The organism is Caulobacter sp. SRI_008 (assembly GCF_057586355.1).
This window is the reverse complement of record NZ_JBYCZS010000017.1, coordinates 86,977-103,468: the sequence shown is the minus strand read 5'-3', so window position 1 is coordinate 103,468 and position 16,492 is coordinate 86,977. Positions and strand designations below refer to the sequence as shown.

Here is a 16,492-nt window from a genome sequence, read left to right as displayed (position 1 = left end):
GGAGATCGCGTTGGGTTGGCGTCTTAGGCCGCCTCGGCCACCGGCGACTTCGCCTCCCTCAGACGCAGGTAGATGCAGCCGAAGCCGACGATCGCGTTGAGGATGCCCACCAGCACGAACGGCGAGGCCGGGCCGACCACGTCGAACAGCACGCCGCCGACCGTGCCCAGCACCAGGATGCCGAACGCGCCGCACAGGTTGAAGAAGCCGATGACGGCGCCGCGGCCCTCCTCCGGCGCTTCCTTGCCGATCAGGGCCTGGGAGCCGATGAAGGCGCTGATCTGGCCCACGCCCAGCAGCACGAACAGCGGCATGGCCGCCTTGCTCAGCGGGTCGTCGATGAAGATGGTCGCCAGGTAGCCGACGCCGCCCAGCAGCATGCAGGCGGCAAGCGCGGTCAGGCGGTGGGCCTTGTCGATCATCAGGGCCACGACCACCGGCCACAGCAGGGCCGCCGACTGGGCGACGATGAACGGGATGCGGCCCTGGTCGAGGGCGTCGGCCAGGGTGGCGCCGTTCTCCAGCGCCGCCTTCTTGCCCCAGGCGATGGCGTAGGCGCCGACGATGGCCAGGTCGCCCCGGGCCACGAAGGCCGAGGCGTAGGCAAGCACGATGCGCGGATTGGCCTTGGCGGCCGCGACGCCGACGCCGAGCTGGGTCGAGAGCTTGGGCCGCTCGACCGTGCGCGTCGCCACGCCCGGCTTGAGGCCGAACCACATCACCGCCGAAGAGATCACGCACATCACCGCCGCGACCACCAGGGCGGCTTGGCCGGCGGCCTTCTCGCCCATGCCGTCGGCGACGAAGATGGAGGGCAGCTTGCCGATGGCCAGCGCCAGCACCACCACGCCCAGGCCGTTGAGCACGCCCGACAGGGCGACGATCTTGCCCCGGTCGCGGGCCTTCACATAGTCGGCCAGGACGGTCGACAGCATGCCCGTCGTCGCGCCGATGCCGATGGCGTAGATCACCTTGTAGAGCGACAGGTCCCACAGGCTGGTGGCCAGCGGATAGAGCAGATAGCCGGCCGCCGTCGCCAGGAAGCCGACGGCGTAGACCGCCCGGCGCCCCACGCGGTCGGCGAAGGCCCCGGCCAGGCCGAACACGAACAGCAATGCCACCTCGTTGACGAGGTTGAGTATCCCCAGGGCCGAGCCCTGGCGGTCGAGCGGCACGCCCAGATTGGCGCTGAGCACGTAGGGCGTCATGATCGCCACGGTCGTGGCCAGCCCGATATTGACGAAGGAGGCGTAGAGCGCGGTCCACATGTGGCCGGCGCGTACGCCCGGCTCGATCGCCACTATGCCGAAGCGCTCGGGATCTTTGGCCTTCGCCATTTGGGGGAACTCCAGGAAAGCTTGGGGGCAAGGAAAAGGCCCGGCGCGCAGGCGCGCCGGGCCTTGGCAGTTCACACGATCAGCAGGATCAGAAGGTCTTGCTGATGCGGATCGAGCCGGCGCGCTTCTCGGGCAGAGAAACCACGTAGGCGCGCACCGGGGTGTTGTTGACGAGGTCGAAGAACCCGAAGTCGGTCGCCGCGATGGCGTTCTTCGGGGTGTCGTCGTCGAACAGGTTGGTGACCGAAAGATCGACGCTCCACGACCCGTCGGTGATCCCGGCCCGCAGATCCGAGACGAAGTAACTCGGCAGCCAGGTCAGGTTGTTCTGGGTCATGTAGCGCTTGGACTGGTAACGACCGCTGAGTTCGGTCGTCCAGGTCCAGCCGGCGCCCACCGGCAGGTCGCCCGTCACCAGGGCCGAGACGTTCAAGCTGTGCTTGGGCGTCAGCGGCACGGCGTTGCCGGTGTAGTTGCCGCCAGTCGACTCGATCCGGTCGAAGTAGCCCGGGGTCGAGACTTTGTAGTCGGTGAACTCGGCGTCGGTGTAGGTGTAGTTGCCGCTCAGCGTCAGCCAGTTGGTCGCCCGCCAGTCGGAGTTCAGGTCAAAGCCCTTGCTCTCGCTTTCGCCGGCGTTCTCGACCGACGGCACCGAGGTGCCGCCCAGCACCTTGGTGGTGCCGATCTGCTGGTTCTTGTAACGGTTGAAGAAGATCGCGCCGTTCAGAACCAGGTCGCCGCCGAGGAAGACGTTCTTCGAACCGATTTCGAAGCTCTGCAGCTTCTCCGGCTTGAAGGTCGAATCGACGCTGCCGCTGGTGCCGGTGGTGTCGACGCCGCCCGGCTTGAAGCCCTCGCCGTAGGACGCATAGACCGAGTTGCGCGAGGTCAGCTTGTAGTTGACCACGAAGTTCGGCGTGAAGGCGTCGGCTCGGACGGTCTTCTTGTCGATCTGAGTGGTCTTGGCGAGCTGAGCGGCGCGCGCAGCCGCGGTGCCGGCGGGACCGGCAGCGCAGCCCAGTTGGGTCAGGCAGACCAGCTGGACGCCGAACAGGCGGTAGTACATCGGCTGGTACGGGCTGCCGCGATAGGCCACGCGTTCCTCGATGTAGCGGCCGTCGAAGCGGACGGTCAGGGCGTCGGTGACATCGTATTCGACGCTGCCGGCCCAGGACAGGGAGTCCGTTTCGCGCGAGATCTTCAGCGGATAGTCCGCCGTGGCCTTGGCCGTGGAGGTCGGCGCCTGGAAGGCCCCGGCCGCCGTGGCGCCGCCGCCCATGTAGAGCGCCGTCAGGATGGTCATGCGGGGGTCGGACCCCGTACGCATCCAGAACTGGTCCTTGTTGATCTGGCTGGCCTGCTCATGGAAGTACAGGCCTTCCAAGGACGTGCGCAGCTTGCCGAAGTCCTTGCTCCACCGCAGCGTCTGGCTCTGCTGCTTGGTGTCGAAATCGTCGTCCAGCATCACCGAGAAGCCGATGGCCGGAAGGCCGCCGGTCGGCGCCACGGTCGAGTAGTTCAGGCCGTAAGCGCGCAGGAAGCCCAGATACTGGTAGAGCGAGCCGTAGAACGGCGCGATGCTGGCATAGGCCGACAGCACGTTGCCCGACAGGCTGTAGTCGCTGTTGTCGAAGTCCTGGACCTGGGTGGTCTCGCCGCGGGTGATGCCGGTCAGCGAGGTAAACGTGCCCCAGTCGCTTTCGTAGTTGATCTCGAACGAGGCGCGCGTCGCGTCGGTGACGGTGCCCGTGAAGTCCTTGCCGGTACGCGGGTCCAGCGAATAGGCCACCTTCTGGTTACGCACGACCGCGGCGTCGGCGAGGTTGCCCTTCACCGTGTAGCCGGCCTTGGTGCCGTCGAGGGCCGCAACGCCGAGATCGGCGGTGTTGGCCGTGCCGGTCGCCGGGTTCACCGAGGTGATGAAGGCCCGGGCCATCTGGTCGTATTCCTCGTGCGAGTGCTGCACGCGGGCGAAGACCGTCAGGTTCTCGGTCGGCTTGATCAGCAGGCCGAGGGCCGCGCCCTTGGCTTCGCCGCCACCAACGCGCGCGCCGCTGACGCTGTTCAGGTACTGGCCGTCAGTCTCCCAGGCGCCGGCGTTCAGGCTGAGCGCCAGCTTGTCCTTCACCAGCGGACCGGTGAGCAAGACCTTGCCTTCCTTGAGGCCGAAATCGCCGGCCTCGATGCTGACCTTGGCTTCGAACTCGTCGAGGTTCGGCCGCTTGGAGATGTAGTTGATCGCGCCCGAGAAGGCCGAGCGGCCGTAGAGCACGCTTTGCGGGCCCTTCACCACTTCGATCCGCTCGGCGTCGACGAAGCGCAGGCTCGCCAGAGCACCGCCACCGGCGGTGGCGAAGGCTTCCGAAGACGTATCGACCCCGTCCACCAGGATGGCGACGTTCGGACGGCCCCGAACGGCTTGCACGCCACGAATGGCCGGACGCGTATCGCTAGGCGTCAGACCCTGGTCAAAGGTTAGACCCGAGGTGGATTGCGCCACCCGCGAGATATCAGAAATGTTGCGACGTTCGATCGTCTCAGCCGACACCGCATTGATGGTGATCGGCACGTCCTGCAGAGATTCTGACTTATTCCGCGCCGTGACGGTGATCTCTCCAATCACCGTGGACTCTTCTGAAGTTGTCGTTTGCGCGAAGGCTTGCCCCGCGCAGACCAAAAGCGTAAGAGCGCTCGCGCTCGCACAGTAGATATTCATCGCCGACTTGGTCATGACTCCCCTCTTCAAATCTTGACCACACCCCGCCGCGTTCACCGCGACTGTTCCCCGCCGGTCAAGATGATGGAGCCGGACCAATACAGGTCTTGCGATAAAGCGTTTGTCCGTCCATCGGATAGGAGTTCAGGAAAGTAAGCCATGCTGTCAGAGATCGCCGCCGCGCCCAAACCTCGACAATCACGTCGGATCGCCACCGAAGCAGCGATCGTGGAGGCTTTTGGGCGTCTTATGGAGCGCGGAAGCGTCCACGACGCGGGTGTGAACGCCCTAATCAAGGAAGCGGGCGTAGGCAAGAAACAAATCTATGACTATTTCGGCGGACTGGGCGGCGTGGCCGACGCCTGGGTGCGCCGCACCGGCGTCTGGCCCCGCCTGACCGACATGATCGACGAGTCGCTGGAAACCTTCCACCAGCGCCCGGCGATGGAGCGCCTGCGCATGCTGGTGCGGGCCTACGCCTCGACCCTGCGCGCCCACCCGGCCGTCGCCACCATCATGGCCGGCGAGTTCGCCGGGCCGCCCGAACTGCGCGACGCCGTCACCGCCGTGCGCATCCGCATCTGGGAAGAGTACGAGCGGCTGTTCATCGGCCAGCGCAGCGAGGACAAGGAACTGCTGGCCGTGGCCATGACCATGCTGTCGGCCGTCTCCTACATCGGCATGCGCGCCAAGTTCGAGCCGAACTTCTTCGGTTTCGATCTTCACGACGACGACGCCTGGCATAAGGTCGCAGGCATGCTCGACCACGTGATGGGCCGCTATCAGACGGGCGTCGAGGTCGCGATTTCTCGTCAGGCGGATATCGCCGAATAGAAAATTGACCGGTCGGTCCCTTTTTGAAAATCTCCGAGCATCCCGCCAACCGCGGGGCTGATGGCACCCGGAGACCTTCATGTTCGGCGACCCCCTTTCTCTTCCCGTCAAACCCCAGGCGGGAGACCTCTGGGTGGCCGCGACCACGGTCACCGACCACCAGCTGAAACTGGGCCTGTCGCGCATCCTGCTGCTGGGCCCTGATCTGCAGGTGAAGGCGGCGCTTCATACGGGCGACTTCGGCATGGTTTCGGGCTTGGCGGTGAATCCCCGCACCGGCGAGCTCAACGCCCTCGACCCCTTCGCCCGCAACGTCACCCGCATCGACGCCGACGGACGCCGCGTTCCTGGCCAGGCCTCGCTTCTCCCCGGTCGAGGCCTGGGCTCGATGGTGTTCCTGCCCGACGGCGGCGCGCTGGCTGGCGAGCACCTCTCGGGCCTCGCCCCGCCGTTCACCGGCGAGGGCCGCCTGGTGCGCTTCGACGCCGACGGCCGCGTCGTGCGCTTCTATCGCCCCGAATATCATGGCGGCGTGATGGGCTTCCTGGGCGTCACCCACCTGGCCCTGCTGTCGGACGGCAAGACCGTGGCCTACGTCTCCGAGACCGGCCACACCGTCTTCCGCTACGACATCGAGGCCGACGCCCAGCTGTCGCCGCTCTATGTCCGCACCGATCCGCCGGGCATGGTGTTCGGCCTGGCGACCGCCCCGAACGACGACGTGCTGGTCAGCTGCGGCAATGAAGTGCGCCGCATCGCCCAGGACGGCTCGGTGGTCCGCGCCTACGCCGTGCCGGAAGGCCGCGGCTGGTCGTTCCTGCGCGCCAGCGAAGACGGCGCCCACTTCTGGGCCGGCGACTTCTTCTCGGGCCAGCTGGCCAAGATCGCGCTGGACAGCGGCGAGGTCGTCGCCAGCGTTAAGCTCGACATCCCGTTCGGCGTCACCTCGATCGTGGAAGCAAAGGCGGCCTGATGGGCAAGAAGCGCAAGATCCTGCTGGCGGGCCTCGGCGTCGTCGTCCTGGCGGGCGCGGCGACCTATGCCTCCGCGCCGCTCTACTGGAGCCGCTATTTCCGCGCCCTGACCGTCAATCCGCTGGAACCGCCGATCGACTGGTACAAGCCGGTCGCCGTGGTGAAGGGCGCGCCGGGCAAGGCCCTGCCGAAGACCACGCCGCAGGCGGCCGGGATCGATCCCGCCGCCCTGGACGCCGCCGCCGACTACGCCGGGGCCCGCAAGTCGGACGCCCTGATCGTCGTCAAGGACGGGGCGATCGTCTACGAGCGCTACTGGAACGGCGTGGGCCCCACCAGCCGGATGAAGGCCCACTCCTTCACCAAGACCCTAACCGGCATGCTGATCGGCGCCGCGATCGCCGACGGCAAGATCAAGTCGGTCGACCAGCCGGCCGCCGACTTCATCACCGAGTGGCGCGGCGACGAACGCGCGAAGATCACCATCCGCGACCTCTTGCAGATGTCGTCGGGCCTGGCGGCGCCGGACTATTCCTACGCGCCGTGGTCCAGCACCATCCGCACCTTCCTGTCGCCGGATCTGGCCAAGGACAATCTGGCCCTGAAGGCGACCCACCCGCCGGGCACGGTGTTCGGCCATCACAATCCCGACCCGGTGGCGCTGAGCGTCATCGTCGAGCGCGCCACCGGCAAGACCTTCGCCGACTACATGTCGGAAAAGCTGTTCCGTCCGCTGGCAATGCACGACGGCCAGCTGTGGCTGGCCAAGGAAGGCGGCCTGGCCCACGGCGACTGCTGCCTGGTCTCGCAGGTGCAGGACTGGATGCGCATCGGCGTCATGCTGGCCAATGGCGGCTCGTTCGAGGGCCGCGAGGTCCTGCCGGCCTCGTACGTCGAAGCCATGAGCGCGCCCGGCAAGGCCAATCCGGGCTATGGCTTCCAGATCTGGCGCGGCCGCCCCTACGCGGCCGACCGCATCTATACGCCCGAGCGTCCCGACAAGAGCAGCAAGTCGGCCGAGCCGATCGCCGCGGAAGATGCGATCTTCCTCGACGGCTGGGGCAAGCGCCGCCTCTGGATCGTGCCTTCGCAGAAACTGGTGATCCTGCGCGACGGGGTGGACCTCGACGACTGGGACGACACCAAGATACCCAACCTCATCCTCCGCGGACTCACCCCCGCCCCGCAGCCGGAGAAGACGCCATGATCAAGAACCAGTGGTACGTGGCCGACTACAGCGACGAGATCGCCAAGGGCGGCCACAAGCGGGTGAAGATGCTGGGCCTGGAGTTCGTGGTGTTCCGCGACTCCAAGGGCAAGGTCAGCTGCCTGTCGGACGTCTGCATCCACCGCGGCGCGTCGCTGGGCAGCGGCATGGTCGTCGATGACGCCATCGAGTGCCCCTATCACGGCTGGCGCTTCAACGGCGGCGGCAAGTGCGTGAAGATCCCGTCGCAGGAGCCGGACGCCAAGATCCCGCCGCGCGCCAAGATCGACTCCTATCCCGTGCAGGAGAAGTACGGGATGATCTGGGTGTTCATGGGCGACCTGCCCGAGGCCGAGCGCCCGCCCCTGCCGCCCTTCCCCGAGTTCGACGATCCGTCCTGGCGCTGCATCCGCGGCACCTACGAGTGGAAGGCCAACTACGCCCGCATCACCGAGAACGGCATCGACCCCTCGCACGCGGCCTTCGTCCACCCAAGCTTCGGCGACAAGGAGGCCCCTCAGGTCCACGAGTTCACCCTCGAGCAGGACGAGTACTCGGCCTATGCCGAGCTGAAATTCGTGCCGCCCGAGTACAAGGGCATGTGGAAGTTCTTCCGCAAGGCCAAGCGCAGCATGGTGACGGTGCGCAACGGCTTCCACGTCTCGGGCGCCCACGTGCGGATCCAGATCCGCCCGACCCCGACCTGGTCGACGGTGATCTTCGACGTCAACACGCCGATCGACGAGACCACCACGATCACCCGCTGGATCATGGCCCGCAACTTCCTGACCCAGAAGATCTGGGACGGCGACAGCCGCCGCCGCACCCTGCGCATCTTCGAGCAGGACCGCGTGATCATGGAGAAGGTGTGCCCCGAGCTGCTGCCCGTCTATCTGCACGAGGAAGTCAGCGTGAAGTCAGACGGCATCATGGTGGCCTGGCGCAACAAGCGCCGCGAGCTGATCGAGAAGGGCTGGGCGCTGGACGTCGACGCCATGGAGCGCGACATCCAGGGCAAGCGGGCGATGGTCATCCCCTCGCCCGACCGCGCCGATCCCAAGCTGGCCAAGGACTTCCTGCTGAAGACCGTGCCGCTGGTCGACGGCGAGCGGGTGCGCCAGGAAGCCTTGAAGCAGCGCCACGGCGGCGCCGCCGCCACGGCCGCGGAGTAGTCCGGTGAAGAGTGTGAGAACGAGCATCCTCGCCCTCGTCGCCGCGCTGGCCGCCACGGGAGTCGCCCACGCGGCTTCCGTGGAGGTTCGCGTCTCCGGGGCCCGCAGCGCCAAGGGCCAGATCGTGGTCTCGGCCTGCGACAAGGCCACCTTCCTGAAGACCTGCCCCTACAACGTGAAGGTCCCGGCCGCCTCCGGCGCCGTGACCGCCAAGATCGCCAACCTGCCGCCCGGCCAATGGTCGTTCCTGGCCTTCCACGACGAGGACGGCGACGGGGTGATGAAGAAGACCGCCCTGGGCCTGCCCGCCGACGGCGTCGGCCTGTCGCGCGATCCCAAGGCCCGCTTCGGCCCGCCGAAGTTCGAGGACTCGGCGGTGGACGTCGGCGCTGGTGGAGCCAGCGTCAGCATCGGCCTGAAATACTGATCCTTCTCCCCTTGCGGGAGAAGGTGTCGGCGCCAGCCGACGGATGAGGGGTCGCACAGACCTGAAACACCGCGAAAGCTGATCGGCTTTCGCGGTGTTTTGCTTTTGAGAGACCCCTCATCCGATGTCCTTCGGACGCCACCTTCTCCCGCAAGGGGAGAAGGATCAGGCGGGAAATCCGCCCGCCTTCGACACCATCCCCGGCAGCGCCGGCGCGCCCAGCACGCCCTTCAGCCAGCCCGCCGTGTCGATCAGCGACGGCAGGTCGAGCCCCGTCGCCACGCCCATCCGCGCGAACATGTAGGCCAGGTCCTCGGTCGGCACGTTGCCGGTGGCGGCCGGGGCGAAGGGGCAGCCGCCGATGCCGCCGATCGAGGCGTCGAGGCTGGCCACGCCCGCGCGCCAGGCGGCAAAGGCGTTGGCCAGGCCGGTGTTGCGGGTGTTGTGGAAGTGGGCGCGCAGCACCGCGCCGGGCGCGACGGCGCGGACGGCGCCGAAGCGGGTTTCGACCGCCAGCGGGTCGCCCACGCCGACGGTGTCGGCCAGGGTGATCTCGGTGACGCCGAAGCTCGCCAGTTCGGCGGCGATCCGCGCCACCTGCTCGACGGCCACCTCGCCCTCGAACGGACAGCCGAAGGCCGCGGCGATGGTGACGCCGAGCTTCAGCCCCGCCTGGCGCGCGACCTCGGGCGCCTCGGAAATCTGCCTCAGAGTTTCGAAGACCGGGACGCCCTGGTTGCGGGCGTTGAAGGTCTCGCTGGCCACCACCACGAAATTGACCTCGTCGACGTCGGCGGCGATGGCGCGGTCCAGGCCCCGGCGGTTCAGGACGAGGCCGATCAGCGACACGCCGCGCGCGCGCAGATCCTGCTGGCCGCGCAGCCGGGCCATCACCTCGTCGGCGTCGGCCATCTGCGGCACGGCGCGCGGATTGACGAAGCTGACCGCCTCGACCCGACGGGCGCCGGCCTCGACGGCCTTGAGCACCAGGGCGGCCTTGTCGGTCGCCGAGACCATCGTCTTCTCGTTCTGCAGCCCGTCGCGGGGCGACACTTCGACGATCTCGATGCGGGTGGTCATGACGTGTTCCTCGACGCCCGCGACGCGGGCAGGCATGGCGCGCGAGCATGCGCGGCGGCGCCTTCGAAACCAGCGCCCCGCCCCCGGCGCCCGACAGGCGGGGAGCCCGCGCGGCCACGCAGCGAACGTCGGTACGCGGCGCAAGCTCCCCCGATCAACGAGGGGAGCTGATCAATGAAAACTGCTGGAACACTCGCCGCCTGCGCCGGCGTATCGCTGCTGGCCCTGGCCTGGGCCGACGCCGCGTCCGCCCAGGACACCGCCGTCGAAGAAGTCGTGGTCACCGCCCGCCAGCGGGCCGAGAACCTGCGCGACGTGCCCGCCGCCGTCACCGCCCTGGGCCAGTCGACGCTGGAAGCCGCCGGGGTGGCCCGCGCCGCCGACTTCGTGGCCCTGACCCCGGGCGTCAGCCTGGTGCAGGCGGCCGAACAGGGCGACGCCCAGGTCAACATCCGCGGCGTCAACGGCGCCCGCGACGCCCAGGCCTCGTTCGCCTTCGTCGTCGACGGCGTGCAGATGGCCAATCCGGCCGCCTTCAACCGCGAATTCTCCGACCTTCGCCAGATCGAGGTGGTGAAGGGTCCGCAGGGCGCGGTCTACGGCCGCAACGCCGCCGCCGGCGCGATCATCGTCTCCACCGTCGAGCCCGGCGAGGAGTTCGAAGGCTCGGCCAAGCTCAGCGCCGGCAACCGCAAGAGCTACGCCGGCGACCTGCGGGTGGCCGGACCGCTCACTGACAAGCTGGCCGGCAGCCTGTCGGCCGACTGGCGGCGCACCGACGGCTTCTACGACAGCCAGTTCAGCGACGGCGCCGTCGATCGCTTCCGCGGCTACAATCTCAACGGCCGCCTGGTGGCGCGGCTGGACGACAAGACCAAGCTCGACCTCAAGGCCCGCTACGGCCGACTGACGGCCGGCTCGATCGCCTACAACGCCGTCTTCGCCCTGCCCTCGTTCGCCTCGGTGCTGTCCACGCCGTCCTACTACGAGGACGTCAACGACCACGACTTCGTCTTCCAGAACAATGTGCAGCACACCAACCGGCAGGAGGCCTTCGAGGTCTCGGCCAAGCTGGAGCGCGACCTCGGCTTCGCGACCCTGACGGGCTGGACGCTCTATTCCGACATCGACAACGACCTGGTCGCCGACGGCACCTCGGCCTCGTTCGGCTTCTTCAACGCCAGCGCCAGTTGCGCGGCCTCGATCGCGGCGCTGAACGCCAAGGGCGTCACCCTGCCCTCGCCGCAGTACCTGGGAACCACCGCCGCCGGCTCGTTCTTCGGGCCGTACACGCCGACCACCTGCGACGGCTACCAGTATCAGAAGCGCGACCAGAGCGACCTGTCGGGCGAGTTGCGCCTGACCTCGCGCTCGGACCAGGCCCTGCGCTGGATGGTCGGCGCCTACGCCCTGCGCATCGACCGCGAGGTCGGCGTCGCCACCGGCCTGGACGGCGGCGGCGAGGTTCCGCGGTCGCTCTACGTGCCCTCGTCCTCGGCCTATTCGACCGAGCAGCTCTATTGGGACGACTTCAAGAGCGACGTGGCGGCCGTGTTCGGCCAACTGGCCTACGACTTCGCGCCCGGTCTCGAAGGCTCGCTGGCCCTGCGCTACGACCGCGAGGAGCGCAAGGTCCACAATCTGGTGCCGACCGCCGCGCGCACCAAGTACATCGACTTCGACGGCCCGGCCTATACCGGCGGCGCGGCCCTGAACCCCGGCCTCGACACGACGATCAATCCCGGCGGCATCAAGGACCAGAAGAAGACCTACGACCAGCTCCAGCCCAAGATCGCCCTGCGCTGGAAGGCCAGTGACGACTGGACGCTCTATGGCGACTGGGGCGTCGGCTTCAAGTCGGGCGGCTTCAACAGCCAGGGCAGCGCCGCGACGGTGAACCTGTTCATCAACCCGGTGCGCACGGCGGCCGGCTACAAGCCGGTGACCATCCGCGACGACTTCGACAAGGAAGTCTCCAAGAGCTTCGAGATCGGGGCCAAGGGCCGGATGTTCGACGGCCGCCTGACCGTGGACGCCGCCGCCTACCAGACCGACGTCGACGACATGCAGTTCTTCGAGTTCTTCGTCGGCCCGTTCGGCCTGCTGCGCGTGGTGTCGAACATCGACGAGGTGCGGATCAAGGGCGCGGAGCTGGGCCTGCGCTACAAGGCCAGCCCGAACCTGATCCTGGAGGCCTCGGGCGCCTATACCGACAGCGAGATTCGGAAGAACAGCGTGCGGCCCGACACGGTGGGCAACGAGTCGCCCTACACGCCGCGCTACACCTGGAATCTGGCGGCCGACTACACCCACCCGCTGCCGCAGAACCTGTCGCTGCACCTGCGGGCCGACGTGCGCGGCACGGGGCCGACCTGGTTCCACGTCGTGCAGGACCAGGACAATCCCACCGTCTTCGAGCTGAGCTACGGGGCGCTGGGCCGGGCCAACTACGCCAAATCCCGCCGCGACGCCTACACCACCCTGGACCTGCGGGCCGGGGTCGAGGCCGACGCCTGGAGCCTGACCGCCTTCGGCAAGAACGTGCTCGACGAGGACTACGCCGCCGAGGTGATCCCGGCGCCGGAGTTCGGCGGCAGCTTCGTCTCGCCCGCCGCCGGCGCGACCTGGGGCGTGGAGCTCGCCGTGAAGTTCTGACGGTTCGACGGGCGGCGCCCGCACAGCGGTGAAACCCCTCCCCCGATCCGGCGCGCACCGCCCGATCGGGGGAATGTCGCCCGAATAGGCGTCGCGCCGTCGCCCTGGGGGGAGTTGGCGCGCCAGCAAAGAGGCTGACGATGGCTTACCGATTGGGCGTGGACGTAGGCGGGACCTTCACCGACCTGCTGTTGCTGAACGAGGCGACGGGCGATTTCTGGCGGCACAAGACGCCGTCGACCCCACATGACAGCTCGGTCGGCGTGATGACCGGCGTCAACGCGGTCTGCGAAAAGGCCGGGGTCAAGCCGTCGGACGTCGACGTCTTCCTGCACGGCACCACCGTGGCCACCAACGCCGTGCTCGAGGGCAAGGGCGCCCGGGTCGGCCTGGTGACCACCGAAGGCTACCACCAGGTGATGCAGATCGCCCGCTCGCTGGTGCCGGGGGGCCTCGCCGCCTGGATCATCTGGCCCAAGCCCGAGCCGCTGGCCAAGCTGGAAGACACGGTCGAGATCAAGGGCCGCATCGACGCGGCCGGCAAGGAGATCCGCCCGCTCGACGAGGCCGACGCCCGCGCCCAGCTGACCAAGCTGAAGGCGCAAGGCGTCGAGGCGGTGACCATCGCCCTGATGAACGCCTACCTCAACGGCTCGCACGAGCGCCGCGTGGCCGAGCTGGCCGCCGAGATCCTGCCGGGCGTGCTGGTCTCGCTGTCGCACGAGGTCCTGCCCGAGATGCAGGAATACGAGCGCACCCTGACCACCGTCGCCAACGCCTCGGTCCGTCCGGTCGTCTCCAAGTACGTCAAGAACCTGCGCGACAAGCTGCGCGGCCTGGACATGCAGGGCCGCATCGCCCTGCTGCGTTCGGACGGCGGCCTGATGTCGTCGGAAAAGTCCGAAGAGCACCCCGTCAGCCTGCTGATGTCCGGCCCCGCCGGCGGCGTCACCGGCGCCCTGTGGGTGGCGCGTAACTCGGGCCTGAAGAACATTCTCACGCTCGACGTCGGCGGCACCTCGACCGACGTGGCCCTGATCGAAAACGGCGAGCCGCGCCGCGTGCGCACCACCGACGTCGGCCACCTCACCGTCCGCGCCTCGTCGCTGGACGTGAAGACGGTCGGCGCCGGCGGCGGCTCGATCGCCAAGGTGCCGGAACTGACCCGCGCCCTGCGCGTCGGCCCCGAGTCGGCCGGCGCCGCGCCGGGTCCGGCCGCCTACGGCAAGGGCGGCACGGCTCCCACCGTCACCGACGCCAACGTCGTGCTCGGCTATCTGCCGGAAGACCTGCTGGGCGGGGCCTTCAAGCTCGACCGCGAAGCGGCCCGCACGGCGGTGCAGACCATCGCCGACGCCCTGGGCATCGACCTCTATGAAGCCGCCCGCGGCATCATCGACATCGTCAACGAGAACATGTTCGGCGCGCTGCGCATGATCTCGGTGCAGCAGGGCTACGACCCGCGCGACTTCGCCCTGATGGGCTTCGGCGGCGCCGGTCCGCTGCACGTCAACGCCGTGGCCAAGCTGATGGGCTCGTGGCCGGCTGTGTCGCCGGTCTCGCCGGGCGTGCTCTGCGCCCTGGGCGACGCCACGACCCGGATGCGCACCGAAACCGCCCGCTCCTATTCCAAGCGGATTTCGGCGGCGACCGAGACCGAGGTGCTGTCGTTCTTCAACGAGATGGACGCGCAGATCCGCGCCACCCTGAAGGCCGACGGCGTCGCCGACGCCGAGATCGAGACCAGCTTCGAGATCGACATCCGCTATCACGGCCAGGCCTTCGAAGTGCCGATGGTCGTGACCCTGGACATGCTGAACGCCGGCGGCCTGGCCCGTCTGGCGGCCGCCTTCGACGAAGAGCACCGCCGCCTGTTCACGTTCAACATGGACGCCGAGCATGAGTTCGTGAACCTGCGCGCCGTGGCCGTGGGCAAGGTCCAGGAAATCCCGACCCTCGAGATCGAAAAGGGCGACGGCGATCCCTCGCGCGCCAAGATCCGCGACCACGAGGTCTGGGCCGACGGCGGCATGAAGCCGGCCGCCATCTACGACCGCTCCAAGCTCCGCGCCGGCGACCGCATTCCGGGTCCGGCGATCATCACCGAGATGGATTCGACCACCCTGGTGCTGCCCGACTGCGAAGCCGTCGTCGACGTCTACGGCGTCATCCTGATCAACCCTGCCAAGGAATCCTGAGCCATGCCCGCGCGCATCCTGGAAACCAATTCCACGCCCTTCGGCAAGGTCGCCGTCGATCCGGTGACGCTCGACATCATCGAGAACGCCCTGCGCAACGCCCGCGTCGAGATGGACGCCACCCTGTTCCGCACCGCGCTGTCGCCCGGCATCCGCGAACAGGGCGACGCCTTCCCGCTGATCGCCGACCGCGACGGCCGCATGGTGGTGGGCCAGTTCGGCTCGTTCATCGACGGCTTCCTCAAGGGCTATGACGGCGAGATCGAGGAAGGCGACATCATCCTCGTCAACGACCCCTATTCGGTCGAAGGCGCAATCAGCCACACCTCGGACCAGCTGTGCATCGCGCCGATCTTCCGCGACGGCCGGCTGATCGCCTGGTCGGCGATGTTCGGCCACATGACCGATGTCGGCGGCAAGGTGCCCGGCTCGCTGCCCACCGACGCCAACTCGATCTTCGAGGAAGGCTTCCGCCTGCCGCCGGTGAAGCTGTATCGCAAGGGCGAGCTGCAGAGCGACATCGTCCGCATCGCCGCCCACCAGTCGCGCATGCCCGAGTGGTTCAAGGCCGACCTGCACGCCATCGTCGCTTCATGCCGCGTGGCCGGCCGCCGGGTGGTCGAGATCTGCGAACGCTTCGGCGACGACGTCTTCAACTCGGCCCTGACCGAGCTTCTGGCCCGCAACCATCGCGCCATGGCCCACCTGATCTCGACCGCGATCGGCGAACAGCCGGTGTCGTTCGAGGACTACATCTGCGACGACGGCAAGGGCGCTGGTCCGTTCAAGATCAAGTGCACCATGTGGCGCGAAGGCGGCAAGGTGGTGCTCGACTTCGACGGCACCGATCCGCAGTCGGAAAGCTCGATCAACTTCCTGCTGAACGAGAACATGTTCAAGATGTTCTTCGGCATCTACATGATCATGGTCTTCGACCCGCAGATCCTGTTCAACGACGGCTTCTACGACCTCGTCGACGTGCGGATCCCGGAAGGCAGCCTGCTGAAGCCGAAGTTCCCGGCCGCCCTGTCCTGCCGCACCCACGCCCTGGGCCGCATCTTCGACGTGCTGGGCGCGCTGCTCGGCCAGAAGACCCCGGAATTCCTGTGCGCCGCCGGCTTCTCGAGCTCGCCGCACCTGATGTTCTCGGGCTTCGACGGCAAGGGCGAGTGGTTCCAGCTGTTCCAGATCGGCTTCGGCGGCATTCCGGGCCGTCCGTTCGGCGACGGCGCCGACGGTCACTCGCTGTGGCCGGGCTTCACCAACGTTCCGAACGAGTTCCTGGAACGCTACTTCCCGATGATAATCGAGCGCTACGAGAGCGTGGCCGACAGCGGCGGCGCCGGGCGCTTCCGGGGCGGCAACGGCATCCACATGACCTACAAGTTCACGGAAGCCGGCACGATCGCCATCCACGACGACCGCTGGTTCGTGCCGCCGTGGGGCGTCAATGGCGGCGCGCCTGGCGCCCGCTCGTGGAAGCGCCTGGACAAGGCCAATGGCGAGAGCATCGCCCTGCCCTCCAAGTGCGACGGCGTCCAGGTCGACAAAGGCGACCTGCTGCACTTCGTCACCTGGGGCGGCGGCGGCTGGGGCGACCCGCTGGAGCGCGAGGTCGAGCTGGTCGAGCTGGAGGTCGCGCGCGGCCTGGTCAGCGCCGAGGGCGCCAAGCGCTTCGGCGTGGTGCTGGACGCCGCCGGCAAGGTCGATGCGGCGGCGACCGACGCCCTGCGGGCCAAGATCCGCGCCGAACGCGGCCCGCTGGAGGTGTTCGATCGCGGCCCGTCGCTCGACGAGCTGCGCGCCAACTGCCTGGCCGACACCGGCCTGCCCGCGCCGCGTCCGCCCGTGTGGCGCAACGCGCCGCTGGCCCTGGCGGCGGAGTAGGTCGT

Annotated in this window: 11 protein-coding genes; 8 read left to right on the top strand and 3 right to left on the bottom strand. The window is 68.1% G+C overall.

The features are described from left to right. Positions 1-23: 23 nt before the first annotated feature. Both AC2YHT_RS16240 and AC2YHT_RS16235 read right to left on the bottom strand, forming a co-directional pair. Positions 24-1,337, bottom strand: coding sequence for an MFS transporter (locus tag AC2YHT_RS16240; RefSeq protein ID WP_487290818.1), 1,314 nt, complete (start codon positions 1,335-1,337; stop codon positions 24-26). An 88-nt stretch (positions 1,338-1,425) separates the two neighbouring features. Further along, on the bottom strand, positions 1,426-4,053 hold the full coding sequence (locus tag AC2YHT_RS16235) for a TonB-dependent receptor (RefSeq protein ID WP_487290853.1): 2,628 nt from the start codon (positions 4,051-4,053) through the stop codon (positions 1,426-1,428). Positions 4,054-4,332: 279 nt separating this feature from the next. Between AC2YHT_RS16235 and AC2YHT_RS16230 the strand changes: the two genes are divergently transcribed. The 5 genes from AC2YHT_RS16230 to AC2YHT_RS16210 all read left to right on the top strand — a co-directional run bounded on the left by AC2YHT_RS16230 (position 4,333) and on the right by AC2YHT_RS16210 (position 8,667). Continuing rightward, positions 4,333-4,887 (top strand): TetR/AcrR family transcriptional regulator, encoded by a 555-nt coding sequence (locus AC2YHT_RS16230; protein ID WP_487290817.1) that lies wholly within the window; start codon positions 4,333-4,335, stop codon positions 4,885-4,887. A 79-nt stretch (positions 4,888-4,966) separates the two neighbouring features. Further along, complete coding sequence (locus AC2YHT_RS16225) at positions 4,967-5,860, top strand: SMP-30/gluconolactonase/LRE family protein (RefSeq protein WP_487290816.1); 894 nt, start codon at positions 4,967-4,969, stop codon at positions 5,858-5,860. Further along, positions 5,860-7,068 (top strand): serine hydrolase domain-containing protein, encoded by a 1,209-nt coding sequence (locus AC2YHT_RS16220; RefSeq protein WP_487290815.1) that lies wholly within the window; start codon positions 5,860-5,862, stop codon positions 7,066-7,068. Before AC2YHT_RS16225 ends, AC2YHT_RS16220 begins: the two co-directional genes overlap by 1 nt. Continuing rightward, the gene (locus tag AC2YHT_RS16215; RefSeq protein ID WP_487290814.1) at positions 7,065-8,240 is read left to right on the top strand and encodes an aromatic ring-hydroxylating dioxygenase subunit alpha; all 1,176 of its coding nucleotides are present in this window, start codon (positions 7,065-7,067) and stop codon (positions 8,238-8,240) included. Before AC2YHT_RS16220 ends, AC2YHT_RS16215 begins: the two co-directional genes overlap by 4 nt. Before the next feature lie 4 nt (positions 8,241-8,244). Then, entirely contained in the window at positions 8,245-8,667 is a 423-nt protein-coding gene (locus tag AC2YHT_RS16210; protein ID WP_487290813.1) for a DUF2141 domain-containing protein, read from the top strand. Positions 8,668-8,832: 165 nt separating this feature from the next. Here AC2YHT_RS16210 and AC2YHT_RS16205 read toward each other — a convergent pair whose 3' ends face one another. Beyond that, positions 8,833-9,747, bottom strand: coding sequence for a hydroxymethylglutaryl-CoA lyase (locus AC2YHT_RS16205; protein ID WP_487290812.1), 915 nt, complete (start codon positions 9,745-9,747; stop codon positions 8,833-8,835). A 174-nt stretch (positions 9,748-9,921) separates the two neighbouring features. On the opposite strand from AC2YHT_RS16205, the gene AC2YHT_RS16200 reads away from it, so the two are divergent. From AC2YHT_RS16200 to AC2YHT_RS16190, 3 genes are all read left to right on the top strand, one after another. Beyond that, positions 9,922-12,402 carry a TonB-dependent receptor gene (locus AC2YHT_RS16200; protein WP_487290811.1) on the top strand — a complete coding sequence of 827 codons (2,481 nt, stop codon included), beginning with the start codon at positions 9,922-9,924 and terminating at the stop codon, positions 12,400-12,402. Between the two features lie 140 nt (positions 12,403-12,542). Further along, positions 12,543-14,600: a hydantoinase/oxoprolinase family protein gene (locus AC2YHT_RS16195; protein ID WP_487290810.1), complete on the top strand. Its 2,058-nt coding sequence runs from the start codon at positions 12,543-12,545 to the stop codon at positions 14,598-14,600. A gap of 3 nt (positions 14,601-14,603) precedes the next feature. Next, a complete protein-coding gene (locus tag AC2YHT_RS16190) occupies positions 14,604-16,487 on the top strand; it encodes a hydantoinase B/oxoprolinase family protein (protein ID WP_487290809.1) in 1,884 nt (627 codons plus the stop codon). Positions 16,488-16,492: the final 5 nt, after the last annotated feature.